Here is a 24015-nt window from a genome sequence, read left to right as displayed (position 1 = left end):
CGTTGAGCGCTGATCGGCACTCATTGCAGAAATGCACTGAGTGCAATAATGTCGGAGTGTCTGAACGTGAGACCCCGTGAAGCGGAGTACCCCATGAACCAACGCACCGTTCTGATCTCCGGAGCCGGCATCGCCGGACCCACCCTCGCGTACTGGCTGGCCAGGCACGGATTCCATCCCACGGTCGTGGAACGCGCCGACGGCCTCCGCTCCAGCGGCAGCCCGGTGGACGTTCGCGGACCGGCGGTGCAGGTGGCTGAGGGGATGGGGGTCATGGCGCGGCTGCGCGAGGCCGGTACCCGGGTGGCGAACCTGGACTTCGTCGACGGACGGGGCCGGCGCGTCGGGAGGATCAACATGAACGCCCTGCGGCGGGCGGCGGGCAGCCGTGAGGTCGAGCTGCCGCGCGGTGACCTCGCGGCCATCCTGCACCAGGCCGGCCGCGACGACGCCGAGTTCGTGTTCTCCGACTCCATCGTCGCGATGACCCAGGACACCGGAGCCGTGCACGTGACCTTCGACAGGTCCGCGCCGCGCAGCTTCGATCTCGTGATCGGCGCGGACGGACTGCACTCGGCCACCCGGCTGCTGGCCTTCGGGCCGGAATCCGACTACGTCCACCACATGGGCCTGTACGTCGCCACGGTGACGCTCGACGACCCGGTCGAGCACGTCCACGACGTACTGATGTACAACACGCCCGGTCGGGCTGTCTCCGTCCACCCGGGACGCGACCGGCCGCTCGCCGCCTTCATGTTCCGCGGCCCGGCCATCGCCGGTTTCCACCACCGCGACACCGGACAGCACAAACGCCTACTGATCGAAGCGTTCGCCGGTGATGCCTGGCGGGTGCCCGAACTGCTCGAACAGGTGCGTGCCGCCCCCGACCTCTACTTCGACGCCGTCAGCCAGGTACGCCTACCCCGGTGGTCACACGGCCGTGTCGCGCTCCTGGGCGACGCCGCGTCCTGCGTGTCCCTCTTCGGAGACGGCTCCAGCCTGGCCATGGCGGGCGCGGCGACACTCGCCGGTGCCCTGGCGGCCCACCCCGATGACCACCGTGCGGCCTTCCGCCGGTACGAATCCGAGCACCGGGCACTCGTCGAACCCAAACAGGGCAACGCCGGCCAGGCCGCCACCATGCTCGTACCCGCCACCGCACGGGGAATCACGGCCCGCAACCTCGCCACCCGCCTGTGGCCACTCGCGGCCGCCGGCCAGTGGTTGGGGCGGCGGTCCCGAGGATCGCACACCCCCGTCAGCCAGGCGGCCGCGCTCTAACCGAGACGGCGGCACCCGCTGGGCGGTCGAGGCAGCGGCCGTCCGGTCACCAGTGGTCGTCCAGGCCGAGCGGCTCCGGCTCGTCCCGCGGCCCCGGGGGACGTACCTCGGGATGCCCGGCCTGCTCCTCGACGGGGTCGACGTCCTCGACGTGCCCGGGTTCCGGTGTGCTCATCTGCTGCTCCCTCATGCTCGGCTCGATGCGACCCGCGCAGCCTCGCACCGTCCGATAAACGGCAGATCAACGCGCGGCGGCCAGCTCGGCGGGACCGCGCGGTGGCCCGCCACCGGGGGACCGGTCAGGTAGGGGAGCGGCCGGCCCTGCGTCGACCCCGGCGGCCGGCCGGGCGAGTTCGGCGAGGTCGGCCGCGAGCGGGCTGCCGGCCAGGGCCAGAGCCGTATGGCCCTCCCGCCAGCAGTTCACGGCCGCCGCCCGGTCACCGGTGGCGGCCAGGGCCCGGCCCAGTACCCCCAGGGCCTGGCCCAGCCCGACCCGGTCGCCGAGTGTCCGCAGCAGCGCGACGGACTCGGTGGCCGAGGCCGTCGCGTCCACCGGCCGGCCGGCGTCGAGTTCGGCCTCACCGAGCCGCAGCAGCATCCAGCCCATGCCCCGGCCCTGGTATCTCTCCGCGCGGAAGATTGCCAGGCTGGCCCGGTGGTACTCGACGGCGTGGTCGGGCCGGCCGGCCCGGCGGGCGATCCAGCCCAGGTTGTGCAGGGCGTGCCCCTCGCCCTCGGCGGAGCCGAGTTCCCGGTGCACCGCCCGGGCCCGCTCTCCCGCGTCGAGAGCGTCGTCGAACCGGCCCAGACCGGCGAGCGCGGCGGCCCTGTTGGCGAGCACCGTCGCGACGCACCCCCGGTCGCAGGCCTCCTCGAACGCCGCCATGGCCTCGGCCCACAGCGCCGCGGCCTGTTGCGGTCGGCCCATGGACATCGCCAGGCTGCCGGCTAGCCGGCCGATGTGGGCCACGTTCAGCGGGTCGCCGGCCGCGAGCGCGCGCCGCCGGGCCTTCGGCAGCTCGGCCTCCGCGTCGGCCGGCAGGCCCCGGGCCTGGAGCAGGGTGCAGGTCAGGCCCAGGGCACGCCCCTCGGCCCGCGCGTCGCCGACCCGGGCGGCCGCCGCCGCGACGGCCCGCACCGCGTGGGTGGCCTCCGCCCAGCGGTGGTCCCAGTCCAGCGTGTCGCGTAGCCCGAACAGCACGTCGGCGGCGGGGCCGACCGGCGGCTCGGGCCAGGCGGCGACCTGGCTGACGGTCGCCAGCAGCACGGAGTGCTCGGCGGCGAGCCAGGCCCGGGCCGCGGCCCGGTCGGCGAGCACCGGGCCGCGGGACCGGGTCGGGGCGAGCTGTTCGACCAGCGGGCCGCTGCCGGGTACCGAGACACGGAGCAGGTTCTTCACCGCGGCAAGCTGGTCGTCGAGGAGCGCCAGCAGCGCACCGGACCGCACGTCGGCCGGTTCGGCGTCGGCGGCCAGTTTGCGCGCGACCACCCGGACCAGGTCGTGATAGTGGTAGCGGCCCGGAGCCCCGGAACACAGCAGGCTCAGGTCCACCAGCCGCTCCAGTGTGGCCCCCGCCGCCGGTTCGGGCACGCCGAGCAGCACCGCCGCCGCACGGACCGACAGCGAACCGGCGTCCGGCAGGGCCAGCAGCCGCACCGCCCGGGCCACGTCCGGCTCCAGCGGGGCATAGCCGAGCAGGATTGTCGCCTCCACCGCCAGGTCGCCGGCGCGCAGCTCGTCCAAGCGGTGCCGCTCGTCGGCGAGCCGGGCGGCGACGGTCGCGATCGGCCACCCGGGCCGGGCGGCGAGCCGGGCGCCGACGATCCGGACCGCCAGCGGCAGCCGGTCGCAGAGCCGGACCAGGTCGGCGGCGGCCCCGGGTTCGGCCGCGGTGCGGTCCCGGCCGACGATCCGGCCGAGCAGGTCGAGGGCGTCGCGGTCGGACAGGGCCTCCAGGTGCACCGCGTGGCTGGCGTGCAGCTCGACGAGCCGGGCCCGGCCTGTCACCAGGACCGCGCAGCCGGCGGTGCCCGGCAGCAGCGGCCGGACCTGGGCCGCGTCGCGGGCGTTGTCCAGCACGATCAGGATCCGCCGGTCGGCCACCGTGGACCGGTAGAGAGCGGCCCGCTCGGCCGGGTCGTCGGGCAACCGGTCGACCGGTACGCCGAGCGCGGCCAGGAACCCGGCCAGTACCGCTTGCGTCTCGCGAGCCGGGTGCCCGACCCCGCGCAGGTCGACGTAGAGCTGGCCGTCGGGAAACTCGGCCCGGGTCCGGTGCGCCAGGTGCAACGCGAAGGTGGTCTTGCCCGCGCCGCCGGGCCCGGACACCGTGACCAGGCGCATCGGCCCGGACCCGGCGGCCGCCAGTACCCGGCCCGCCTGCTGGGTCTCGGCCGCCCGGCCGGTGAAGTCGGGCACGTCGGCGGGCAGCTGGGCCGGTGCCGCCGCTTCGGGGCCGCGCGGCGTGGGTACCGTGCCGGTGAGGATCTGCCGGTGCACCTCGCGCAACGCTGGTCCGGGGTCCGCGCCCAGCTCCTCGACCAGCAGGTCCTGGGTGTCGGCGTAGGCGCGCAGCGCCTCGCCCTGCCGGCCGCTGCGGTAGAGGGCGAGCATCTGGCTGGCCCGCAGCCCCTCGCGCAACGGGTGCCGGGCGGTCAGCTCAGCCAACTCGCCGACCAGTCGGGCGTGCCGGCCGAGCAGCAGTTCCGCCTCGATCCGGTACTCCACCGCCGCCAGCCGCTCCTCCGCCAGCCGGTCGCGCTGGGCGGCGGCGTACGGTCCCGGCACGCCGGCCAGCGGCTCGCCCTGCCACAGCGCCAGCGCCCGGTGCGCCAACTCGGCGGCGGTCGCCGGGTCGGCGGAGCGCCGGGCGGTGGCGAGCCGGTCGGCGAACAGTTCCGCGTCGATCCGGCCGGCCGGGACGTCGAGGAGGTAGCCGCCGGCCGTCGGGCGAAACGTGTCCGGGCCGAGCACGGTCCGCAACCGCGACACGTACGTGCGCAGCACGCCGACGGCCCGGGACGGTGGGTCGGTCTCCCACACCGCGTCGACCAGTTCCTCCACCGTGGCCAGGCGGCCACGGCGGAGCAGCAGGACGGCCAGCACGGCGCGTTGCTGCGGGCCACCCACGGCCAGCTCGATGGCCCCCCGCCAGGCGCGGACCGGTCCGAGCAGCTCGAAGCGCAGTTCGTCCGTCATGCCGGAACCCTGACCCGTCCGGATCAACTGCGGATAAACGGCTACGGACGGTGGCGGCCGGAATAGAAAACTCCACGTACAGTTACACTCTCCTCCGCAAGCCACAAGGGGGAGGTGTGCGCGTGCGGTTCGCCGTTCTGGGCGAGATCCGGGCCTGGCGGGACGACCGACCGGTGGACCTCGGTCCACGGCAACGTCGCGCGGTGCTCGCCGCGCTGCTGCTGCGCGCCGGCCGGCCGGTGCCACTGGCGGCGCTGATCGACGCGGTCTGGGGCGAGGACCCGCCGGCCAACGCGGTCGCCGCCGTGCGGACCCAGGTGTTCCGGCTCCGCCAGGCGCTGGAACCCGACCGGGGCGCCCGCCAGTCCCAGGTGCTCGTGTCGGTCGGCGACGGATACGCCGTGCACGGCGACGTCGACGTGGCCGACTTCGAGGACCTGGTGCGCCGCGCCGAAGAATCCCGCGAGCCCCGGGCGGCCCGGGACCTGTACGCCGCAGCCCTCGACCTGTGGCGGGGCGGGGCGCTGGTCGACGTACCCGGCCCGTACGCCGACGCGCAGCGCGCCCGGCTCACCGAGCGTCGGCTGACCGTGCTGGAGGCCCGGCTGGACCTGGACCTGGCGCTGGGCCGGCACGCCGAGGCGACCGCCGAGCTGACCGTGCTGCTCGCCGAGCATCCGCTGCGGGAACGCTTCCACGGCCTGGCCATGCTCGCCCTGTACCGGTCCGGTCGGCAGGCCGAGGCACTCGCCGTCTTCGACAACCTGCGCGGCCAGCTCGCCGAGGAGCTCGGCGTCGACCCGATGCCCGAGTTGGCCGCCCTGCACCGGCGGATCCTCGCCGCCGACCCGGAGCTGGCGCCTACACCATCGGTTCCGGCGACCGGGCCGGCACAGTTGCCCGCCGACGTGCCCGACTTCACCGGCCGGTCCGGGCACGTCGCCGCACTGCGCGGTGCGCTCACCGCCACCGGGCCGTCCGTACCGGTCGCGGCGGTCGCCGGGATGGCCGGAGTGGGCAAGTCGGCGCTCGCGGTGCACGTGGCGCACGCGGTCCGGGCCGGGTTCGGCGACGGCCAGCTGTACGCGGACCTGCGCGGCGGCTCCGATCCGGCCGACCAGGAACAGGTGCTCGGCGGGTTCCTCGCCGCGCTCGGCGCGCCGGTGCCCGAGGGGCTCGAGGCCCGGGCCGCCGCGTACCGCACCGCCCTCGCCGGCCGGCGGGTCCTCGTGCTGCTCGACGATGCCCGCGACGCCGCCCACGTCCGGCCGCTACTGCCCGGTACCGCCGGGTGCGCCGTCCTGGTCACCAGCCGACGCCGGCTCACCGACCTGGCCGGTGCGCACGTGGCAGACCTGGACGTCCTCGACCCGGACGAGGCCCGTACCCTGCTGGCCCGGGTCGCCGGGGCCGACCGGGTGGCCGCCGAACGGGCCGCCGCGCACGACCTGGTCGGGGCGTGCGGCTACCTGCCGCTGGCGGTCCGGATCGTCGGGGCCCGGCTCGCGGCCCGTCCGGCGTGGACCGTGGCGTCGATGGTGGAACGGCTGTCGAACGAGCGGCACCGCCTGGACGAGCTGCGGGTCGGCGACCTTGCCGTGGAGTCGGTGTTCCAGCTTGGCTACCGGCAGCTCGCACCGGGCCAGGCCCGCGCGGTGCGGCTCCTCGCGGTGCCGGACGCGCCGAGCCTGTCCACCCCGGCTGCGGCGGCGGTGCTCGACGCCGACCGGTACGCCGCCGAGGGGATGTGCGAGTCGCTGGTCGACCTGCACCTGCTCCAGGTGACCTCGGCCGGCCGGTACCACTTCCACGACCTGGTCCGGGCCTTCGCCCGCCGGCTGGCCGGCGAGCCGGACGCGCTCGCCCGGCTGGTGGCCTTCTACCACGCGACATTGCACAACGTGATCGGCGCGTCGGTGCCGCCGGGCCGGGTCCAGCAGTCCGCGCCGCCGGTCGGGGAGGGTGGGCTCGGGTTCGACTCGGGCGCCGAGGGGCATCGGTGGACCGACGCGGAGGCCGACGCGCTGTTCGCGGTCGTCCGGCAGGCGGCCTCCGGCGACGAGGCCGTCCTGACCACCGCGACGGAGCTGCTGCTGAGCATGCGCGCGGTGCTGGACTCCGCGGCGCACTGGCGGCAGTTCACCCAGGCCGCCGAACGGTTGCGCGACGCCGGGCGACGCGCCGGCCTACCGGTGGTCGAGGGCCGGGCCCGGCAGATCATCGGCAACCGGATGTACTTCCGGCACCGGTTTGCCGAGGCCGAGCTGGAGCTGACCGCCGCGCTGGTCTGCGCCAGGGACTGCGCGGACACCTACACCGAGCTGGACAGCCTGATGAACCTGGCGTCACTGACCAGTCAGGCCGGCAGGACAGCCGAGGCGGTCGCGTTCGGCGAGCAGGCGCTGGCGTTGCTGCGGGAGCACGCGGCGGGCAGTACCCGCGAGGCGCAGTTGCTGGCGAATATGTCCCGGGACCTCGTCCGCCTGGGCCGGGGCGAGGAGGCGCTGCTCGCGGTCGGCGACGCTGTTCGGTTCCTCGGCCAGGTAGGCAGCGCCGGCGAACGCGCGCACGCCCTGTACCAGCAGGGCATCGTGCAGCGCGACCTCGGCCGGTACACCGACGCGGTGGCCAGCCACCAGGAGTGCCTGATGGTGTTCCGGGACATGCGGCAGCCGCTGTGGGTCGCGCTGACCCTGGCCCGGCTCGCCGGGTCCCAGGTGGACGCCGGGGACCCGGCCGGGGCGGTGGACTCGGCCCGGCAGGCAGTCGGCGGGGCCCGCGAGCTGGCCCACGACTACTCCCTCGGTCTGGCGCTGACCGCCCTCGGCCGGGGCCTGGCCGGCACCGGGGACCCTGCCGGGGCCGGCGCGGCGTGGCGGGAGGCCGAGGAGGTGCTCACGGCGCTCGGCTCACCGGACGCCGCCGAGCCCAGGGCGCTGCGGTCCGCGGTCGGTCCGACCCGGTCCTGACCGGTCGAGGACGTTCAGGTCGGGCCGGTCGAATCGTGCCGGGCCGCCACCCCCCGGGGCGGCCCGGCCGTGCCGGATCCGCCGGCTACTGCGGGGTGCCGAAGTCGGCGTTCCACGAGTTGCCGCCGACCCGCGACAGGCCGACCTCGGTGTAGTCGCCCACCATGATGTCGTAGTGGTGGGGCGAGTTCACCCAGCCCCGGAACGCGTCGTCCACATTGGTCGGGCCGTAGAACGCGATCTCGCCGAGCGCCCGGAAGGCGTAGCCGGCGTTGCGGGCCTCGGTGCCCATGTCACAGAAGTGCCCCGAGACGTGTTGCTGGGACATCCGCACAGCGTTGCAGTTCGCCGCCCGGGTCAGTTTCGCGTTCACCCGGACCGGGGCCTTGCCGCGGCTGGCGCGCAGGTCGTTGAGCAGCTGCACGAAACGGGCCTCGTCCCCGGTGGCGGGCGGTGGGGTGGTGGAGCCGCCGCCGGACAGGTCGAACCGCTGGGACATGCTGCCGTCACAGTTCTCGACCGTGACCTCGCGGTCCAGCCCGTGGTACGTCAGGCACCGGTTGTCCAGCGCGTCGTGGAGGTAGGTGCCGCCCTCCGAGGCGTTCTCCAGCGTCCACTGCTGGTTGTCGCCGGCCCACCAGTGGATGAACTGGGTCGTGCGGCCGTCACGGGTGTCCATCTCGACCACCCGCTCGGTGCCGTTGACGTTGCGGGTGAAGTCGACCCGGCCGCCGGGCTTGTTGGAGATCCAGTACCGGGTGCTGTCGTCCTGGTAGCCCCGCGCCACGATCCGGGAGCCCTCGTCGTTGGCGGTGGCCAGCGAGTGGTGGTTCTGGTGGTCCTGGATCGTGATCATCTGCTCGGTGACGTCGGCCTGGGCCGGCGCGGCGGACAGGGCGGTCAGGCCGGCGGCGGTGACCGTGGCGGCCGCGAGGGCGAGGACCGCGCGGCGGGCGGTGGGGTGGGACATGTCGATGTGCTCCTGACGGTGTCGGTGCGTTGTCAGGAGGTACGACACCAGGGGCGCGTCAACAGACGATCCACGTTCGATCAACGGCTGGGCGTTGACAGGACGTCAACCGGATGTTGATGCGTCGGGCCCAGGGTGCGGGCATGAGAACTTCGCTGCAAAGAATCCTGTGGATCATGACCGGCGCGGCGCTGGCCGCCGCGCTGCTGGTCGGCTCGACCCCGGTCGGTTCGCCGACCAGGGTGGTCCGGGTGGCCGAGGAGACCGACCCGGGGTGGGTGCAGGTCAAACCCGACGACCGGCCCCCCTTCGACGACTCGCCCACCCGGGTCCCGCACGGCAACGCGCCGTCGGTCGACCAGGAGTTCCTGATCGTTGACGTGGTGCCGTCGAACACGTACCGGAACTGCTCGGTGTTCCTCGGGATCTCCACGTGCATCGGCAGCTACGACTACATCAATGACGGGGTCGCGGTGTCCTACCTGGGCCCCGAGGACCGCGACGGTTACGAGAAGTCCGACTGGATCGGCGTGTACAAGGGCACCTTCGAGACCGACGCCGACGGAACCGCCAAGGCCAGGCCGCAGTACTGGGAGTACGTCACGTCCGGATGCAAGGGCTACTGCGCCCGCACCCTGAAGACCACGTTCACCCCGGGCCAGAAATACACCATCGTGTACTTCTCGGACAAGGGTTGGAAGCCGCGCGCGACGATGGAGTACCTGCCGTGACGTGGCGACGTACCCTCCTCGTGCTCGGCCTGGTCCTGGCGACCACGATCACGCTGGGCGCCCCACCGGCCGCCGCGTTACGGGACCGCGACCGGTTGATCTTCATTGGCCGCCTCAACGCGGTCATCCAGAAAATCCGCTCGACCTACGGTGGGGCCGCGGTCCTGGACCACCAGCCGGGAGCACCGCTGCGGCTGGAGGACACCACCTACCACGCGATCCCGATCGGCCACCTCGCCGGGCTCGACCGCAACGCGGTGCAGGCGGTGTTCGCCCCGGACGACCTGTACATGTACGGCCTGTTCGTTCGCAACCCCGATCGCACGGCGAACCAGGACATCTTCTACGTCACCTACAACCGGGTCGCCGTGAACGGCCGGCCCCAGGGCTACGAGGTCCCGTTGACCGGGGCCCCGGTCAACGGCCTGCCCGCAGAGTTCCGGCAAGCGGACCGCAGAGCGCCACTGCTGTTCCGGCCGAACTACACCAGTCTGGAAACCAAGGCGATCAGCCCGGAAACCGTCGCGACCGCCATCCTGACGATCTACAACCAGGAGCCGGACACCAGAGATCCCGCACGTCACACGGGCCAGAACCGCAACGGCACCCTCCAGGCGCCTATCGAGGTCCTGGCAGTGGCCCTGGCGGAGACCGCCAGGTCCCGACACGTCCAGACGGTGATGCGGCGCGCTGTGGCTCAGACCGGGACCTGGACGGTCGGGAACGAGGGCAACCGGATCACCCAATGGGACCAGGTGACCCGGGAACTGACTACGATGGCGGCCGTTAATCCGGACCGCGCCGCACCGATCTGGCAGGCCGAGCACGACCCAGAGGGCCGGGAGACGACCCACACGTGGGCCCGCCACCTGGTCAACATCGGGCTGCTCACCTCGTACGCGCTGGCGAAGATACCCCGCGGGCCGCGCGGCGGGCGGACCGTGACCGTCCCGCTCGGCGGCCAGGACGCCGACCCGGACCCGATGCCGGTCGACCCCGGCGGCTCGAACCATCCGGCCTGCCGGCCCGAGGGGATGACCCCGACCGCGAACGTCGCCACCCCGTACTGCCGGGTGTATGACGAGTCCGGCCGGGAGAAGCTACGCGCGGGCCAGCCCCGCCGAGTGGTCGGCTACTTCAGCGGCTGGCGGACCGGGCGGTTCGGCCCGGACCAGTACCTACCTGGCAACATCCCGTGGAGCAAGCTCAGCCACGTCAACTACGCCTTCGCCTCGGTGGACGGGGCCGGTCGGATCTCGGTCGGTCTGGACGGTCCGGACAACCCGGCGACCGGGATGACCTGGCCGGGCGTGCCGGGGGCGGAGATGGACGAGTCGCTGCCGTACCGGGGGCACTTCAACCTGCTGACCCGGTACAAGCGCCAGCACCCCCGGGTGAAGACCCTGATCTCGGTGGGCGGCTGGGCCGACTCCGCCGGCTTCTACGAGCTGACCGTGAACGCGGACGGCAGCGTCAACCAGGCCCGGATCGACGCGTTCGCCGACTCGGTGGTCGACTTCCTTCGGCGGTACGGCTTCGACGGGCTGGACATTGACCACGAGTACCCGACGGCGCTGCCGCTGGCCGGCAACCCGGTCGACCGGGGCCTGGCCGAGTCCCGCCGGGCCGGCCTGAACGCCGGGCACCTGGCCCTGATGCGCACGGTGCGCGAACGGCTCGACCGGGCCGCCGCGACCGACCAGCACTACTACCTGCTCACCGCCGCCGGGTCTGGCTCCGGGTACATGGTGCGCGGGATGGGCAACTATGCGCCGCTGCAGTACCTGGACTTCGTCAACGACATGTCCTACGACATGCACGGCAGCTGGAACCAGTACGTGGGCCCGAACGCGCCGCTGTACGACGACGGCCGGGACGGCGAGCTGGCCGCGGCCGGGGTGTACGACGCGGCCCGCAACCCCGAGTACGCCCAGGAGGGCTACTTCAACGCCGACTGGTCGTACCACTACTACCGGGGCGCGCTCCAGTCCGGCCGGATCAACCTGGGCCTGCCGTACTACACCAGGGGCTGGTCCGGGGTGACCGGCGGGGTGGGTGCCGGGCTGTGGGGCACGGCCGCGCTGCCGGACCAGGCTGGCTGCCCGGCCGGTACCACGGATTCCGGCCTCTGCGGGCGGGGCGCGACCGGAGTGGCCAACCTGTGGCACGACACCGACGGCCAGGGCCGGGAGGTCGGGGCGGGCTCCAACCCGATGTGGCACGCGAAGAACCTCGAACGCGGGGTCACACCGTCCTACCTGGACGACTTCGGCCTGGCGGGCGCGCCCGTCGGCGGTTACACCCGGCACTGGGATGACACCGTCAAGTCCTCCTGGCTGTGGAACGCGGACACCGGCACGTTCCTCAGCACCGAGGACGAGCAGGCTGTCGCGGCCAAGGCCGGCTACGTCCGGGACAAGGGACTCGGCGGGGTGATGATCTGGGAGCTGGCCGGCGACTACGCCTGCCCCGACCAGGGCGAGTGCGGGATGGGGTACACCCTGACCACCCTGCTCGACTCCACACTGCGCGGCTCAGGCCCCTACGGCAACAGCAGGTCGGCCGGCTCGACCGCCGCGGACACCAGCCAGGTGGTCGACGTGCGGGCCGAGTTGGTCGGTTTCCCGACCGACGTGACCCAGATGTGGCCGATGCAACCGACGCTGCGGGTGACCAACACCAGCGGGGTACCGCTGCGCGGCGACGCCGAGCTCAGCTTCGACATGCCCACCTCGGCCCCGGCCCTGGTCAAGGACGGGAACTGGCAACGGATCAAAGCGGTGACCCCCGGGCACACCGGATCCAACGTCGGCGGGTTGCGCGGCGACTTCCACCGGGTCACGATCCGGCTCGGCGGCTGCGAGGAACTGGCCGCCGGGGCGTCGAAGGACATCCCGATCAAGTACTACCTGCCGATCACCGGTCCGGCGAACTTCCGACTGGCGGTCGGCGGGCAACAGTACGCCCTGACCAGCGACCAACGGGCGCGCACCGCCAACCCGGCCGCGCCGAGCGGTGCGTGCGTGCTCCCGCTGCCCGACCCGCCGGCCTCCGGGCCGCTGGCCCCCGGCGCGCCGAGTGTGCCGCTGGCGGTGGGCGGCAGCTACCGGATCCAGTCGGCGGCCGGCTCCGGCCCGCTGCTGACCGGGGCGGACGCCGGTACCGCCGAGACCTGGCCGGTGGCCGACGACGGCCATGTCTGGGACTGGACGGTGGCCAGCGGCGAGAACGGCTGGCTGCTGCTCAAGGGCAACGCCGACCGGGCCGCGCTGGAGATGGACCCGACCACCTGGAAGGTCCGCACCGCACCGGTGTCCGGCGCGGCGAGCCAGCGCTGGTGGGTGGCGGCCGGCGACGGCGGCACGGTGTACCTGCACAACCAGCAGGGCACGCACTGCCTGACCCACCAGGGCGACAGAGCCCAACCGGTGGTGGCCGCCTGCGAGACGGGGAACAGCAACCAGCGGTGGTACCTCAACGCCAGCCCCCGGCAGGCCGCGGCCAAACGCTGGGACCCGACCGCGGTCTACTCCACCGCGCAGAGTCCCGCCGACCGCACGGTCAGCTTCAACGGGCACAACTGGCTGGCCCAGTGGTGGACCCAGGGCGTGGCCCCCGGCACGTCCGACACCCCGGGCAAGGACAGCTACCCGTGGAAGGACCTGGGCCTGGCCACCGGTACCGACCAGGACCTGGCGTCCGGCGAGACCCTGTACCGGGGCGGGGCGATCACGTCGCCGAACGGCACCCGCCTGACATTGCAGTCCGACGGCAACCTGGTGCTGTACGCCCCGAACGGCGGGGTACTGCGGTCCTGGAACACGGTCGGTTCGGGCCACCGGGCGGCGATGCAGCCGGACGGCAACTTCGTGCTGTACAACGCGGCGGGCGGGGTGCTGTTCACGACCGCCACCAGCGGCTCGCCGGGAGCCCGGCTGACGGTGCAGGACGACGGCAACCTGGTCGTGTACCAGGGCGCGGCGGTGCGGTGGTCACGCCGGTGACGCCAGGCTGAGGGCACTCACCGGTCCCGGCGGCGGATTCCCGTCGCCGGGACCGGCCCGGCCGCGATCAGGCCGTGGCGTCCTCGGCGTGGGCGAACAGCGGCCCGGGCGAGCCCAGTTCCTCGAACCACTCCGGCGGCTCCGCGGCGGTGAACGCCCCAACCATCGCGGTGAACCACGCCCCGAACGACGGGAAATCCGGCGCGGCCGACTCGGGAAACTCCCACTCGCCGCTGTCGACGTAGCGGGTACGTCCTTCCTCGTCGTCCTGGTGGTGGTAGTACACGGGGTACTCCCCGGCCTCGTCGGGCCGGGTGACGTCGAAGCACCAGACCGCCTCGTACCCGGCTCCGGCGAAGCCGACGAGGTGGTTGGTGGACAGCGCCCGGCCGTCGCCGCGGGTGACGTGTTCGGGCAGGTGGACCAGATCCTCGTTGAGTTCCACGAGCTCGTCCTCCTTGGCGATGTCGAACTCGTGGTCGACGTCGTCGACGGTCCGGACGCACCGCAGACCGTTGTGGAGCGTGAGGAAGGCGCGGTAGCTCGGCGGCGCCGACCAGGTCACCGTGCCGAAATGCGGTTCGAGCCCCGTTTCGCGGGCCCGGATCGCCCCGCCTGAGGCGGGTGGTGCCGCGGAGATCTCCACGACTCCGTCGGATTCCGCCTGCCGCAGTGCGGCGAGCGCCGCCGTGATCTCGTCTGTCACGTCCACACTCGTCCCCTCGAAGTTCCGGTCTACGACGCCACAGGGTACGACAGCCGGTCCAGGTCAACAGGGCGTGGCGGGCGGCGGTGCCGGGGGAGGGCTGTCGTTCGGCGCCAACGAGGCCCCGATCTCGCGGAACAGCCGGTCGCTGGCGTTCGCGTAGTGGCCCTCGCAGTCGAACGCCCCGGGCCCGAAAGTCACGGCCACCGAGATCGCGACCTTGCCGGCGGGCAGGTAGGCCGTGGTCGCGGCGTACCCGCCCAGCAGCGGGTTCTGCAGCAGCCAGTTGCCCGAGCGCACCACGCCCAGGCCGTAGTTGTACCCGACCACCTGGGTGAAGCACGAGGGCACGCAGGTGTCCAGCTTCTGGCCGAAGCCCAGCAGGTGTTCGTCGGTCATCGCGTGGTAGCTCGACGGCGACAGCAGCCTGCCGGTGCCCACCGCGATCGCCGTGCGGTCCAGGTCCTCGATGGTGGACGTCTCGCTGGCCCCGGTCGGGGTGCCCCAGTCGGCGTTCCAGGACGTCGTCTCCTCGTAGAAGGGCGTCTTGGCCGCGACGCCCAGCACCTGGCGGCGTTCCGAGCTGAACGCGTGCAACGCCGGCTCCGGGATCGCGCCGGTGCCGGCCGCGGTGGTGTGGGTCAGCCCCATCGGCTGCAACACCTTCTCGCGCAGCAGCACGTCCAGGGACTTGCCGCCGACCTTCGCGAGGATCTCGCCGAGAACCATGAAGTTGGTGTGCGCGTAACTCCAGTTGGTGCCCGGTGGGGACACCAGGGGGCGGCTGAACGCGATCCGTAGCCGCTGGTCATAGTTCCAGGACTGGAACGGGTCGGCGTAGAAGGCGGTCTGGAACGCGGGGTCGGTCTCGTAGTCCGGGTACCCGGAGGTGTGGTTCGCCAGCATCCTCAGCGTGACCTTGCCGGCCTCCGGCAGCGTCGGCAGCCAGCGCTCGACCGGATCGTCGAGGCCGACCTTCTTCTCGTCGACGAACGTCAGGAGCAGCGTGCTGATGTAGGCGAAGGCGACCGCGCCGTTGCGGAACCGCATCGCCGTGGTGGCCGGCACGCCGGTGAGCGACTCGCCCAGCGCCTCGGTGGCCACGTCCTTTCCGTCGACCGTCACCCGCAAGAGGACGGACCGCAGGTGGTCCTTCGCCATGTGGTCACGGGCCATCGCGACGACGGCGTCGCCCTGGGCGCCGCGGGTCGCGCGGTTCGGTTGGGCCTTGTCCCTGGTGCAGCCGGGGAGGAGGGTCGCCAACGCGACCGCGGCCACGGCAGCCCACCATCGTCGACCTGTCGGACTCATCGCGACGCACCCCCGCCGGGTCACGGGCACCGAAACATCAGGGCAGAATTACGCCATTACTACCATGAATCATGACCTGTTCGAAGGAAAAGCTTGGCCTTCCGGTCAGGAGTGGAACTGACGGCGGTAGTCCGACGGGCTCACGCCGACCACGGCCCGGAAGTGGAACCGGAAGCCGGCCGGAGTGAGACCGACCCGTTGGGCCACCGCGTCGATGGGAATGTCGGGCCGTTCGAGGAGCCGCTGGCTGGCCCGGATGCGCTGCTCGGTGACCCACCGGCCTGGGCTCGCGCCGACCGCACGGGTGAATCGGCGTTCGAACTGGCGCACCGACAGGTGCGTGATCTCCGCCAATCGGTGCAGGCTGAGCCGCTGGTCGAGATGGTCGGCCGCGTAGCTCATCGCGGTCGCAACCGGATCGTCCGGCGGGGCGCTGGCCACGGGATGCTCGGCGAACTGCGCCTGGCCGCCCTCCCGGTGCGCGGCCACGACCATCCGGCGCGCGACCCGGCCGGCGATCTCGGCCCCGTGGTCACCGCGGATGACGTGCAGGCACAGGTCGATGCCGGCAGCCGTGCCGGCGGAGGTGAGGACGTCGGCGTCGTCGACGTACAGGACGCCCGGGTTGACGCGCACCGCCGGGTAGCGCTGCTGGAGAAGTGCGGCGTGCCGCCAGTGCGTCGTGGCTTCCCGGCCGTCCAGCAAGCCGGCCGCGGCGAGGGCGAAGGCTCCGGTGCAGATGGACATGACGCGGGCTCCGCGCCCGTGTGCCGCCTGGAGCACGTGCACGACCTCGGGCGGAATGTCACCGTGCACGTCCGGGACGCTCGGCACGATGACGGTGTCGGCCCGTCCCACCGCACCCAGGCCCTCACGCACGAGGACGTCGAAGCCACCCGTGGCGCGCAACGGACCCGGAACGGCGGCGCACAGTGTGAAGGTGTACCACCAGTCGACATCGAGTTCCGGACGCGGGAGCGCGAACACCTCCGCCACGATGCCGAGCTCGAACGGCGCGATCCCGTCGAAGGTGACACACACGACGTGATGTGCCATGCCGGTCCTTCCCGAGATCAGAGGATGCCCCGGTGCCACCCTCTCATCCGGGGGCGCTGGCCGTCCTGGCAGGTGGCCGCACGGCGGTCATCCTGGCGTCGGTAGCCAGGTGTACTCCATCTGGCGTGCGGTCCGGGTGGCCAGGTCCACGGACGTGAGCCGGCCCAGCACGTACAGGCTGGCGTCGATGCCCGCGCTGATGCCGGCCGAGGTGACGATGTCGCCGTCGTCGACCCAGCGGACGTCCCGCCGGACGTCGACGGCCGGCCACCGCCCCGCGAGTTCGTCCTCGTCCTCCCAGTGCGTGGTCGCCGCGCGGCCGTCCAGGAGTCCGGCCTGCGCCAGGAGGAACGCACCTGTGCAGATGCCGAAGGTCAACCGCGCGGTCGCGTGTCGGCGCCGCAGCCAGGCCGACAGAGCGTGGTCGGACTCCACCGCCGTCGTCACGCCGCCCGGCACGACGAGGATGTCGAACGGGGGATCCTCGGCGACGGTGTGGTCGGGCACCAGGCGGAGGCCGCCGCGGGCCGTCACCGTCCCGGGCCGGGGCGCCAGGGTGATCACCGTCGTCGCCGGTCCGCCGTCGGAGGTCCGCGCCAGGCGCCCGGCGGTGCTGAACACCTCGAACGGGCCGCCCAGGTCGAGGACCTCGACGTCGTCGTACACCAGCACGCCGAACGTGATCGGCGGGTTCGTCTCAGTCATGACCACAGGTTCCACTGCGCGCCGGAACCGTGCCAGCGACGTTAACGGCGACCTCCGCCAGAATCACGCCTTTGCCTACCGGCGGGCGCTCGACCTGCGCCGCCGGACCGGAGACCGGGCCGCCGAGGCCGCGACCCTGAACAACCTGGGCCTCGCGTCCGGCCTGCTCGGCGACCACCCGGCCGTCCGTGCCCACCCTCGCGACGAAGCGCCACACACCGACTGCCGCTGACGGACATCACTCTGGCCGATCTGCCGTCGCCGTTGTACATTCCTGAACATGACTGTTCAGATCCGGTCTCGACTGTCGCTATTGGACGTCGCGGCCGCGGTGCTCGTCGCGGACCCGGCCGCCGCCCTGGCCGACGTCGCCGAGGCGATCGGCATCAGCCGCACCACGCTGCACAAGCACTACTCCACCCGGGACGCGCTGCTCACTGCGGTCGGACACCGGGCCATCGACCTGTGGGAGCAGGCTGTCGCGGCCGTCGACACCGACAGCGCCGACGGCGGGCTGCGGGCCCTCACCGACGCGATGGTGCCGATCGGCCCGCAGCTGGCGTTCCTGTGGCGTACTCCGGCGTTCGACCACTCCTGCGAGATCGGCACCCGGTGGGAGGCCGCCGAAGCGCGGGGCCACGCGGTGCTGCTCGCCGCCCGCGACCGGGGCGTGCTCGCCGCCGACCTGCCCGACTGGTGGATCCAGCAGACGTTCTACTCCCTGGTCTACGTCGCCGCCGAGTCCGTCCGGACCGGACACCTCGCGCCCCGCGATGCCACCGACCGGGTGCTCGCCACCCTCCTGCACGGGATCGGAGCCCGCTCGTGACCACCCTGACCGACGTCGTCCGGTTCGGACTCTCTCTGCAACGGCAGCGCCTGGCCACCCGGTTCCACGGCCACGTGCGCCGCGACGACATGGCGCTGCTGCGGCTACGGCAGGGCCGGCGCGACCCGTACCGGATCTACGACCGGATGCGTGAGGGCGGCGGGATGCGGTTGAGCCGGCTCGGCAACTGGCTCGTGACCAGCCATCCGCTGTGCGACGCCGCCCTGCGCGAACGCCGGCTGAGTGTGCGTGCCGCCGGCAACGAGATGCTGGACCTGTCGATGCTGGGCATGGACCCGCCCGACCACACCCGCCTGCGGCGGCTGGCCCAGCCGGCGTTCAGCCCCCGCGCGATGGCCGGCTACCAGCCCATGATCGACCGGACGATCGACACGCTGCTGGACCGGGCGGGCACCCGCTTCGACCTGACGGCCGGATTCGCCGCGCCCCTGCCGATCGCCGTGATCACCGAACTGCTCGGCATTCCCGACGCTGACACCGCCACCTTCACCCGGTACGGCGCCGTGATCGGCGGCGCGCTGGACGGCATCCACTCCCTGCGCCAGGCCGGCCGGCTGGCCACCGCCGACGCCGAGCTGCGGGTGCTGCTCGACGGGCTGTTCGCGCTGCGCCGCCGCTCGCCGGGCCCGGACATCGTGAGCCGGGTACTCGCCGCCGAAGGCGACCAGATCGCCCCGCACGAGCTGGCTCCACTGTGCATTCTGCTCCTCGTCGCCGGGTTCGAGACGACGGTCAACCTGATCGGCAACACCGTGCTCGCCCTGCTGTCGCACCCCGACCAGTGGGCGGACCTGTGTGCGGACCCGCGGACCCTGGCCCCGAAGGCGGTGGAGGAGACCCTGCGCTGGGACCCGCCGGTGCAGGTGACCAGCCGCACCGCCTACGAGCACCTCGAACTCGCCGGCCGGCCGGTCCGGCCGGGCCAGATGGTGTTCGCGCTGATCGGCGCGGCCGGCCGCGACCCCGAGGTGTACGACCGGCCGGCCGTGTTCGACATCCACCGTGTGCCCGAGCGCGAACACCTGGCGTTCTCGGCCGGCGTCCACTACTGCGTCGGCCAGCCGCTGGCCAGGCTGGAGGCCGTCGCGGCGATCCGGGCGCTGGCCGAGCGGCTGCCCGGGCTGCGGCTGGCCGGCCGGGTCCGGCGACGCAACACCACGGTGGTCCGCGGTCCGGCCACCCTGCCGGTCACCGTGGCCTGACCCGGGGCGCGGAATCACGGCCCCAGCCGACCCCGGGGCCAGGCGGTGGCCCTCGGTCGTCGGGGCAGCGTGGAACTTCGTGGGTCCCTACCATGGCGTCCATGGTCACAGCTGGATTCCGCCCGACCCTGCACAGCCTCGCGGTGTTCCTGGGGCTACCGCTGTGCACGGTGGGGCTGTATCTGGCGGCCTGGTCGGTGGCCCCCGCCGACGACCAGTTCATGATCAGCTACTTTCCCGCGGTCGTCGTGTTGGCCGGATTCGGCCTGGCGAACCGGTGGTTCGACTGGGCGCCGGTCGCGCCGGCGACCCGCGCGCTGGTGGTGGGGCGCGGCCGGTTCACGGCCCCCGCCCATCTGGTCCGGCGCGCGGTCGCCGGCGGGTTCGTGGTCAGCTTCGTGGCCTGCTTCGCCGCGCAACCTCTCCTGCGTGGTCGCGGCTTCACCGAAATGGCTCTGTACGCGCCGCCTGTGGTGGCCGCGCTCATCGTGGCGTGGGTCCCACGGCCGCGGGTCGAACTGAGCCCGGCCGGGGTGCGGTCGCGGCGCGAGGTCGGCAGCGTCTTGGTCCCGTGGGACCGGATCACCCTCATCGGGTACGGGCCCGCCGAGCCGGACGTCGTCGTCCACGCTGTCGGCCTGCCCCCGTTCGAGCTCGGCGCCCGACGGCTGGCCACCCACGCCGCGTTCCTGGCCGACACCCTCTGGTACTACCGCAACCACCCCGACCAACGCCCGGCCATCGGCACGGTGGCAGGGCACGACCGCCTTCTCCTGGAGCTGGCCGGGCTGTCCGACGATCCTCCCGTCACGCTCCCGAGCGCCCAGGTGCGATGGAACTGAGCCGCGCGCCACGGACCGCTCTTGGCTGGTCCCCTCCTACGCCCGGTCGGCCTGGATGCGGCGGGCGACCGCGGCGTCGAGCGGGTAGGGGCGCTCCGGGGGAAGCAGCCGTTGGGCCTTGGCGGCCTGGCCGGCCCGGATAAGAGCGTCGATCTTGCGGACGGTGGGCGTGAGGTCGGTCAGGCCGACGACCCAGTCCTCGGCGTAGGCGCGGATCAACGCGCGGCCGACGCCGACCTGGATGCTGTAGTGGTTGAGCGCCGCTCCCCGCAGCGATCGCTCCGGATCCCACTGCACGTGCACGTCAGCGCTGTCGAACGCCGTGTTCCAGGCGGCGGCGCTGCCGTGGATCGCCGGCACGGGCGCGGTGAGGACCGCCCGCGCGAGCGCCTGCTCCCACCCGGCGCGGGTGACGCGGACGGCCAGGATGCGTTCCTGGCCGGGCTTGCGGGCCCAGTTGCTGCGGTGCATCAGCCACAGCAGCGACGGCTTGATCCAGGTCATGCGGGTGAACGAGAACGGCGCCACGAACCGCCCGGCGGCCAGCGCCGCGTCCGCGATCGCCGCCGGGTACGCCTGGTACACCACGATCGTGGTGGCGTCGAAGTCGGCGTGGATCTGGCGCAGCACCGGCATCGGCCCACCTTGTCGTCCGGCAAGAAATGATCGTTGCGACCCTGCCACGTCGGACGCGGTTTCGACGAACGGATTTCCTCCGCCGCCGCTGTCAGGTCAGCGGGTGGCCGCTACGACGAGTGCCGAGTGCGGCGCTTGACAATCGCGTGTCGTAGGAGTCTATTGTGCTAGGTAACTAGTGGAATGGAGTTCCGGTGATCGAGTTCCATCTGGACGGCCGGTCCGGGGTCTCGCCGTACATGCAGCTGGTCCAGCAGGTGCGCCAAGCGCTGCTACTGGGCGTGCTGCGCGAAGGTGACCAGCTGCCGACGGTCAAAGAGGTGGTGGCCCGGTTGGCGATCAACCCCAACACCGTGCTCAAGGCCTACCGCGAACTCGAACACGACGGGCTGGCGTCCGCCCGGCCCGGCGTCGGGACCTTCATCACCGCCACGCTGACCGGCGACTCGCTCGCCGCGCACGGTCCGCTGCGCGAGGAGCTGCGCGGCTGGCTGGACAGGGCCCGCCGGGCCGGGCTGGACGACGAGAGCATCGAGGCCCTGTTCGCGGCGACGTTCCGTACCCCTATGAAAGAGGAAAAAGAGTGACCTCTGTGATCCGGACCGACCAGCTGGGCATGAAATACGGCTCCCGCTGGGCCCTGTCCGAGTGCACCCTGGACATCCCGGCCGGACACGTCGTCGGGCTGGTCGGGCCCAACGGAGCCGGCAAGACCACCCTGCTCAACCTGGCCGTCGGCCAGATGGCCCCCACCTCCGGCGGCATCGAGGTCCTCGGCAGCCGCCCGGCGGCCCGGCCGGAGCAGCTCGCCAAGGTCGGCTTCGTCGCCCAGGAGACCCCGACCTACGCCGCGCTGACCGTCGCCGAGCACCTCACGCTCGGAGCCCGGCTCAACCCCGGCTGGGACCAGGCGGTCGCCCTCGGCAGGATCCGCCAACTGGGCCTGGACCCGGCCCAGAAGGCTGGCCAGCTCTCCGGCGGCCAGCGCGCTCAGCTCGCCCTGACCCTGGGCATCGCCAAACGGCCCGAGCTGCTGATCCTCGACGAGCCGGTGGCCGCACTCGACCCCCTGGCGCGGCGGGAGTTCCTGCAGAGTCTGATGGAGGCCGTCGCCGAGCACGAGTTCAGCGTGCTGATGTCCTCGCACCTGGTCTCCGACCTGGAACGAGTCTGCGACTACCTCGTCATGCTCGTCGAGTCCCGGGTCCGGGTGGCCGGCGAGGTCGAGGAGCTGTTGGCTACCCACCACCTGCTCAGCGGCGCCCGCCGGGACGCCCCGCCGGCCGGCGTGCGCGTCGTCTCGGCCAGCCACACCGACCGGCAGACCACCCTGCTGGTCCGCGCCGACACCCCGGTCCGCGATCCCGAATGGACGGTCAGCCAGGTCAGCCTGGAGGACATCGTCCTGGCCTACATGAGTCAGCCCACGATGGAGGTACACGCATGATCTGGCTCACCTGGCGGCAGTTCCGCACCCAGGCCACCGTGGTGTTCGCCGCCCTGATACTGCTGGCGGTGATCCTCGCCGTGACCGGGCCCGGCCTGGCCCACGACTACAGCGCCGGCCTGGCGTCCTGCACCGCGCGCGGCGGCTGCGACGCGTTCGCCGAACACTTCCTCAACAGCCACTTCGCCCTCTACATCGGACTGGGTGTCGTGGTGGCGGTGCTGCCCGTGATCGTCGGGCTGTTCTGGGGCGCGCCGCTGGTCACCCGGGAGTTCGAGGCCGGTACCCATCGGCTGGCCTGGAACCAGAGCGTCACCCGGACCCGGTGGCTCGGCGTCAAGCTCGGCCTGATCGGGCTGGCGGCGGTGGCCGCGGCCGGCGTGACCAGCGTCGCGGTCACCTGGTGGTCCGTCCCGCTGGACAAGGCCGCCTCCGCCGGGATGCCCCGGCTGTCGCCAGCGCTGTTCGTCGCCAGGGGCGTCGCCCCGCTCGGCTACGCGCTGCTCGCCTTCGCGCTCGGCGTCACGGTCGGCCTGCTGGTCCGGCGCACCCTGCCGGCGATCGCGGTCACGCTCGTGGTGTTCGCCGCGGTCCAGGTGGCCGTGCCGACCCTGGTCCGGCCGCACCTGATGCCGCCGGTCGTCACCACGGTCGAGATCACGCCGGCCAACCTCGACGGCCTGATGATCGGCGGCGACGACCAGATGTCCGTGACGGTCCGGGCGCCCGGTGCCGGGGCGTGGACCCTGGAGAACGAGACCGTCGACGCGGCCGGTGCCGTGGTCGCCCACCTGCCCGCAGCGGTCGCCGCGGCGTGCGCGCCGACCGGCCTGCCCAGCGCCGAGGACCGCGGGATTCCCCGGCAGTGCTTCGAGGGCATCCGTCAGGCCGGGTACCGGCAGCGGGTGACCTACCAGCCCGACAGCCGGTACTGGGCGTTCCAGTGGTCGGAGACGGCCCTGTTCGCGGCCCTGGCCCTGGGCCTCGCCGGGTTCTGCTTCTGGTGGGTCCGCCGCCGCCGGCCGTCCTGAGTGGATCCGCCGCAGCTCCGAGGGTGTCTGGGGCTGCGGCGTTCACCGATGGGCTCCTCACCGGCGGGGCGCCTCAGAGCCGCCCCGCCGGGCGGTGCCCGCCCAGCACGAGCATGGCGCCGACCATCGCGCACACCTCCACGGCGGCCAGTACGTGACTCGTGCCCGGATACCAGCCCGGGACGGCCGGCGAGATCGTCGACCAGTCGTACTGACCGGGCCCGGCCGGAGAATCGGTCCACCTGCCCAACCTCGACCACGGCGCGGTCTCGCCCAGCAGCGACCACAGGGCCAGCACCCCGGTCAGGGCGATGGCCGCCGCTGTCACCAGGGGCCCGGAGCGTCCGGTGAGTCCGAGCCAGCCGAGCGCGAGGTAGCAGGCGGCGAAGACGAGCAGGACACCCGCGATCCAGTACATCGAACGCTCATGGGAGGACGTGCCCGAGTACGGGTCGCCATAGCTTCCCCGGCGCATCAGCGACCGCAGGGTGGCGTCCCCCGACACGACGATCGACGCCACCGCGTCACCGATGAGCGCCGCGGCCAACACCACCATCGCCGACGCCGGCACCCGACCCGCAAGTCTGATCATGGCCACACGCTATCCACGCCGGTGGGCCGTCGCCACCCCCGAAGTGCCCTCGCGCGCTGGTGGCCCGGCCCCTCAGGCGATCTCGTAGTCGAACCAGATCCGGTGCGTGCCGTCGGCGTCGACCGCCATGCCGCCGCCACCGGTGATCCCGGCCAGTTCACCGGTGCCGCTGGACGGCACGATCGTGAAGAACTCGGCGGTGCGGTCGCTGCCGGACGTCGTCGCCGAGTGCGCGAAGTTGAACGCGCCGTTCCTGCCGTGCAGCGCGCCCTCGAAGGACTCCATGGCCACATATGTCCCGACACCGGCGGCGGGGTCGAACGCTGACGTGAACAGCGTCGAGGCCCGACCGACGACCTCACCCTCGAAGAGTTTCTCGATCGTGGCGACACCCACCGCGACTCCGGTCGACACCGACGGTTGCGGCACCAGTTCGGTCGGGACGAACGCCGTGACACTGAAGGTTCCAGAGGCTCTCATGGC

Annotated in this window: 21 protein-coding genes; 11 read left to right on the top strand and 10 right to left on the bottom strand. The window is 72.7% G+C overall.

Going from position 1 to position 24015, the window contains the following annotated elements; translation table 11 throughout:
- The first annotated feature begins 93 nt into the window (after positions 1-93).
- Positions 94-1281, top strand: a complete 1188-nt coding sequence (locus IW245_RS09240) for an FAD-dependent monooxygenase (protein WP_197002768.1) — start codon at positions 94-96, stop codon at positions 1279-1281.
- 46 nt (positions 1282-1327) lie between these two features.
- Here the strand turns inward: IW245_RS09240 and IW245_RS41540 are convergent, their stop codons facing one another.
- Together IW245_RS41540 and IW245_RS09235 are read right to left on the bottom strand one after the other, a co-directional pair.
- Complete coding sequence (locus IW245_RS41540) at positions 1328-1456, bottom strand: hypothetical protein (protein WP_267919866.1); 129 nt, start codon at positions 1454-1456, stop codon at positions 1328-1330.
- A 66-nt stretch (positions 1457-1522) separates the two neighbouring features.
- Positions 1523-4480 carry an AfsR/SARP family transcriptional regulator gene (locus IW245_RS09235; protein WP_197002767.1) on the bottom strand — a complete coding sequence of 986 codons (2958 nt, stop codon included), beginning with the start codon at positions 4478-4480 and terminating at the stop codon, positions 1523-1525.
- A 122-nt stretch (positions 4481-4602) separates the two neighbouring features.
- On the opposite strand from IW245_RS09235, the gene IW245_RS09230 reads away from it, so the two are divergent.
- Positions 4603-7449, top strand: coding sequence for an AfsR/SARP family transcriptional regulator (locus IW245_RS09230; protein ID WP_197002766.1), 2847 nt, complete (start codon positions 4603-4605; stop codon positions 7447-7449).
- 85 nt (positions 7450-7534) lie between these two features.
- On the opposite strand, the gene IW245_RS09225 is transcribed toward IW245_RS09230, so the two are convergent.
- Positions 7535-8419, bottom strand: coding sequence for a CAP domain-containing protein (locus tag IW245_RS09225; RefSeq protein WP_197002765.1), 885 nt, complete (start codon positions 8417-8419; stop codon positions 7535-7537).
- Positions 8420-8562: 143 nt separating this feature from the next.
- On the opposite strand from IW245_RS09225, the gene IW245_RS09220 reads away from it, so the two are divergent.
- A complete protein-coding gene (locus tag IW245_RS09220; protein ID WP_197002764.1) occupies positions 8563-9150 on the top strand; it encodes a hypothetical protein in 588 nt (195 codons plus the stop codon).
- Positions 9147-13154, top strand: coding sequence for a glycosyl hydrolase family 18 protein (locus tag IW245_RS09215; protein ID WP_197002763.1), 4008 nt, complete (start codon positions 9147-9149; stop codon positions 13152-13154). The genes IW245_RS09220 and IW245_RS09215 overlap by 4 nt, the downstream gene beginning before the upstream one ends.
- A 67-nt stretch (positions 13155-13221) precedes the next feature.
- Here IW245_RS09215 and IW245_RS09210 read toward each other — a convergent pair whose 3' ends face one another.
- From IW245_RS09210 to IW245_RS09195, 4 genes are all read right to left on the bottom strand, one after another.
- Positions 13222-13860, bottom strand: a complete 639-nt coding sequence (locus tag IW245_RS09210) for an SMI1/KNR4 family protein (protein WP_197002762.1) — start codon at positions 13858-13860, stop codon at positions 13222-13224.
- Positions 13861-13923: 63 nt separating this feature from the next.
- Positions 13924-15171: a serine hydrolase domain-containing protein gene (locus IW245_RS09205; RefSeq protein ID WP_197002761.1), complete on the bottom strand. Its 1248-nt coding sequence runs from the start codon at positions 15169-15171 to the stop codon at positions 13924-13926.
- A gap of 105 nt (positions 15172-15276) precedes the next feature.
- Complete coding sequence (locus IW245_RS09200) at positions 15277-16227, bottom strand: helix-turn-helix domain-containing protein (protein ID WP_197002760.1); 951 nt, start codon at positions 16225-16227, stop codon at positions 15277-15279.
- Between the two features lie 87 nt (positions 16228-16314).
- Positions 16315-16932 carry a DJ-1/PfpI family protein gene (locus IW245_RS09195; RefSeq protein ID WP_197002759.1) on the bottom strand — a complete coding sequence of 206 codons (618 nt, stop codon included), beginning with the start codon at positions 16930-16932 and terminating at the stop codon, positions 16315-16317.
- Between IW245_RS09195 and IW245_RS09190 the strand changes: the two genes are divergently transcribed.
- From IW245_RS09190 to IW245_RS09175, 4 genes are all read left to right on the top strand, one after another.
- Positions 16931-17164: a hypothetical protein gene (locus IW245_RS09190; protein ID WP_197002758.1), complete on the top strand. Its 234-nt coding sequence runs from the start codon at positions 16931-16933 to the stop codon at positions 17162-17164. The two genes, IW245_RS09195 and IW245_RS09190, sit on opposite strands and share 2 nt — an antisense overlap.
- A gap of 48 nt (positions 17165-17212) precedes the next feature.
- Positions 17213-17761: a TetR family transcriptional regulator gene (locus IW245_RS09185; RefSeq protein WP_197002757.1), complete on the top strand. Its 549-nt coding sequence runs from the start codon at positions 17213-17215 to the stop codon at positions 17759-17761.
- Entirely contained in the window at positions 17758-18984 is a 1227-nt protein-coding gene (locus IW245_RS09180) for a cytochrome P450 (RefSeq protein WP_233472429.1), read from the top strand. The genes IW245_RS09185 and IW245_RS09180 overlap by 4 nt, the downstream gene beginning before the upstream one ends.
- Positions 18985-19085: 101 nt before the next feature.
- The gene (locus tag IW245_RS09175) at positions 19086-19826 is read left to right on the top strand and encodes a hypothetical protein (RefSeq protein ID WP_197002756.1); all 741 of its coding nucleotides are present in this window, start codon (positions 19086-19088) and stop codon (positions 19824-19826) included.
- Positions 19827-19862: 36 nt separating this feature from the next.
- On the opposite strand, the gene IW245_RS09170 is transcribed toward IW245_RS09175, so the two are convergent.
- Entirely contained in the window at positions 19863-20462 is a 600-nt protein-coding gene (locus IW245_RS09170; protein ID WP_197002755.1) for a DUF4291 domain-containing protein, read from the bottom strand.
- Positions 20463-20656: 194 nt separating this feature from the next.
- Between IW245_RS09170 and IW245_RS09165 the strand changes: the two genes are divergently transcribed.
- The 3 genes from IW245_RS09165 to IW245_RS09155 are packed head-to-tail and all read left to right on the top strand — an operon-like array spanning position 20657 to position 22940.
- Complete coding sequence (locus IW245_RS09165; protein WP_197002754.1) at positions 20657-21049, top strand: GntR family transcriptional regulator; 393 nt, start codon at positions 20657-20659, stop codon at positions 21047-21049.
- Positions 21046-21909, top strand: coding sequence for an ABC transporter ATP-binding protein (locus IW245_RS09160; RefSeq protein ID WP_197002753.1), 864 nt, complete (start codon positions 21046-21048; stop codon positions 21907-21909). The genes IW245_RS09165 and IW245_RS09160 overlap by 4 nt, the downstream gene beginning before the upstream one ends.
- Positions 21906-22940: an ABC-2 membrane transporter-related protein gene (locus tag IW245_RS09155; RefSeq protein WP_197002752.1), complete on the top strand. Its 1035-nt coding sequence runs from the start codon at positions 21906-21908 to the stop codon at positions 22938-22940. The genes IW245_RS09160 and IW245_RS09155 overlap by 4 nt, the downstream gene beginning before the upstream one ends.
- Before the next feature lie 73 nt (positions 22941-23013).
- Here the strand turns inward: IW245_RS09155 and IW245_RS09150 are convergent, their stop codons facing one another.
- Together IW245_RS09150 and IW245_RS09145 are read right to left on the bottom strand one after the other, a co-directional pair.
- Positions 23014-23532 (bottom strand): hypothetical protein, encoded by a 519-nt coding sequence (locus IW245_RS09150; RefSeq protein ID WP_197002751.1) that lies wholly within the window; start codon positions 23530-23532, stop codon positions 23014-23016.
- Between the two features lie 72 nt (positions 23533-23604).
- Entirely contained in the window at positions 23605-24012 is a 408-nt protein-coding gene (locus IW245_RS09145; RefSeq protein ID WP_197002750.1) for a DUF3224 domain-containing protein, read from the bottom strand.
- Positions 24013-24015: the final 3 nt, after the last annotated feature.

Source organism: Longispora fulva, from assembly GCF_015751905.1.
Classification (GTDB): Bacteria; Actinomycetota; Actinomycetes; order Mycobacteriales; family Micromonosporaceae; genus Longispora; species Longispora fulva.
The sequence above is the reverse complement of the archived record's forward strand: the minus strand, read 5'-3'. Positions and strand labels throughout refer to the sequence as shown.

What these genes read in the sequence shown, in the direction of transcription:
- IW245_RS09240 (WP_197002768.1), top strand. Translation starts at nt 94, where the DNA reads ATGAACCAACGCACCGTTCTGATCTCCGGAGCCGGCATCGCCGGACCC.
- IW245_RS09185 (WP_197002757.1), top strand. Translation starts at nt 17,213, where the DNA reads ATGACTGTTCAGATCCGGTCTCGACTGTCGCTATTGGACGTCGCGGCC.
- IW245_RS09200 (WP_197002760.1), bottom strand. Translation starts at nt 16,227, where the DNA reads ATGGCACATCACGTCGTGTGTGTCACCTTCGACGGGATCGCGCCGTTC.
- IW245_RS09235 (WP_197002767.1), bottom strand. Translation starts at nt 4,480, where the DNA reads ATGACGGACGAACTGCGCTTCGAGCTGCTCGGACCGGTCCGCGCCTGG.
- IW245_RS09170 (WP_197002755.1), bottom strand. Translation starts at nt 20,462, where the DNA reads ATGCCGGTGCTGCGCCAGATCCACGCCGACTTCGACGCCACCACGATC.
- IW245_RS09220 (WP_197002764.1), top strand. Translation starts at nt 8,563, where the DNA reads ATGAGAACTTCGCTGCAAAGAATCCTGTGGATCATGACCGGCGCGGCG.
- IW245_RS09155 (WP_197002752.1), top strand. Translation starts at nt 21,906, where the DNA reads ATGATCTGGCTCACCTGGCGGCAGTTCCGCACCCAGGCCACCGTGGTG.
- IW245_RS09175 (WP_197002756.1), top strand. Translation starts at nt 19,086, where the DNA reads ATGGTCACAGCTGGATTCCGCCCGACCCTGCACAGCCTCGCGGTGTTC.
- IW245_RS09190 (WP_197002758.1), top strand. Translation starts at nt 16,931, where the DNA reads ATGACCACAGGTTCCACTGCGCGCCGGAACCGTGCCAGCGACGTTAAC.
- IW245_RS41540 (WP_267919866.1), bottom strand. Translation starts at nt 1,456, where the DNA reads ATGAGCACACCGGAACCCGGGCACGTCGAGGACGTCGACCCCGTCGAG.
- IW245_RS09225 (WP_197002765.1), bottom strand. Translation starts at nt 8,419, where the DNA reads ATGTCCCACCCCACCGCCCGCCGCGCGGTCCTCGCCCTCGCGGCCGCC.
- IW245_RS09195 (WP_197002759.1), bottom strand. Translation starts at nt 16,932, where the DNA reads ATGACTGAGACGAACCCGCCGATCACGTTCGGCGTGCTGGTGTACGAC.
- IW245_RS09205 (WP_197002761.1), bottom strand. Translation starts at nt 15,171, where the DNA reads ATGAGTCCGACAGGTCGACGATGGTGGGCTGCCGTGGCCGCGGTCGCG.
- IW245_RS09150 (WP_197002751.1), bottom strand. Translation starts at nt 23,532, where the DNA reads ATGATCAGACTTGCGGGTCGGGTGCCGGCGTCGGCGATGGTGGTGTTG.
- IW245_RS09145 (WP_197002750.1), bottom strand. Translation starts at nt 24,012, where the DNA reads ATGAGAGCCTCTGGAACCTTCAGTGTCACGGCGTTCGTCCCGACCGAA.